This window comes from Polaromonas sp. P1_G4, assembly GCF_056405475.1.
Window position 1 is genome coordinate 1 of sequence record NZ_JBFUCA010000989.1, and the last position, 726, is coordinate 726.

A 726-nucleotide genomic window follows, 5' to 3' on the forward strand; every position below is an offset into this window, starting at 1 on the left:
GCGTCGGTCCGGTACGGCCTGTCATGTAGGACAAGCGAGGTCACAAAATGCTACGCACCGAACCAATATAAACACCCGGGCCTGATCAGGATCGCCATGTTTCCTGCGCGTTCTGCGCTGAGTGGGGCCGCACTTGCGACACGCTGCGGTGCCGCTGTGCCTGCATATTTATCCGGCGGACTATTCGTTGGGATTGTTGCCCTTGAGGCCGTGCTCGGCCTTGATGGCCAGCTGAATTTTCTCAAGCGCATCGATGAGCTGATCAATGCGTCGAAAATCTTTTACCGGCGCCGCCTCCAGGGCCTCAAGCTGTGCGCGGAGCCGCACGTACTCTGCTTGCAGATCGGGTTTCACGCAGGCACCGCACCCGGTTTGATGCCGGTGTCCCTTGCAGGGCGGATTTCCGGGCTACCGACCGCCATATTTTTCTTCGCAGAACTGGCAGCACCAAAAAGATCGACCTGCTGCGGCTCGTCGCTGCGCGGGCCGTATTGCAGGTCGGGGCCGATCAGGCGCTGCAACTCGCCGTAACCGGTGGCCAATGCAGTGTCATATGCGGCAAAACTGATCTCGGAGCAGGACACCGATTCAAACACCAGGGGATCTGYGTGGCTCTCGAGGATGCGCCAGCAAAATTCGCCCGGGGCGGGCTCTTCGACTGTCAGGGCAAGGGAACGCAAGGGGGCATTGAGCTGCGCATTGACCAGCGTGGATTGACTCATAAAT

Annotated in this window: 2 protein-coding genes; both read right to left on the reverse strand. The window is 59.4% G+C overall.

Going from position 1 to position 726, the window contains the following annotated elements; all coding sequences use genetic code 11:
* Positions 1 to 180: 180 nt before the first annotated feature.
* Positions 181 to 354: a hypothetical protein gene (locus AC1D1X_RS24925; RefSeq protein ID WP_477668204.1), complete on the reverse strand. Its 174-nt coding sequence runs from the start codon at positions 352 to 354 to the stop codon at positions 181 to 183.
* The coding region (locus AC1D1X_RS24930; protein WP_477699577.1) for a hypothetical protein at positions 351 to 726 on the reverse strand (376 nt) is incomplete at its 5' end. The genes AC1D1X_RS24925 and AC1D1X_RS24930, both read right to left, overlap by 4 nt.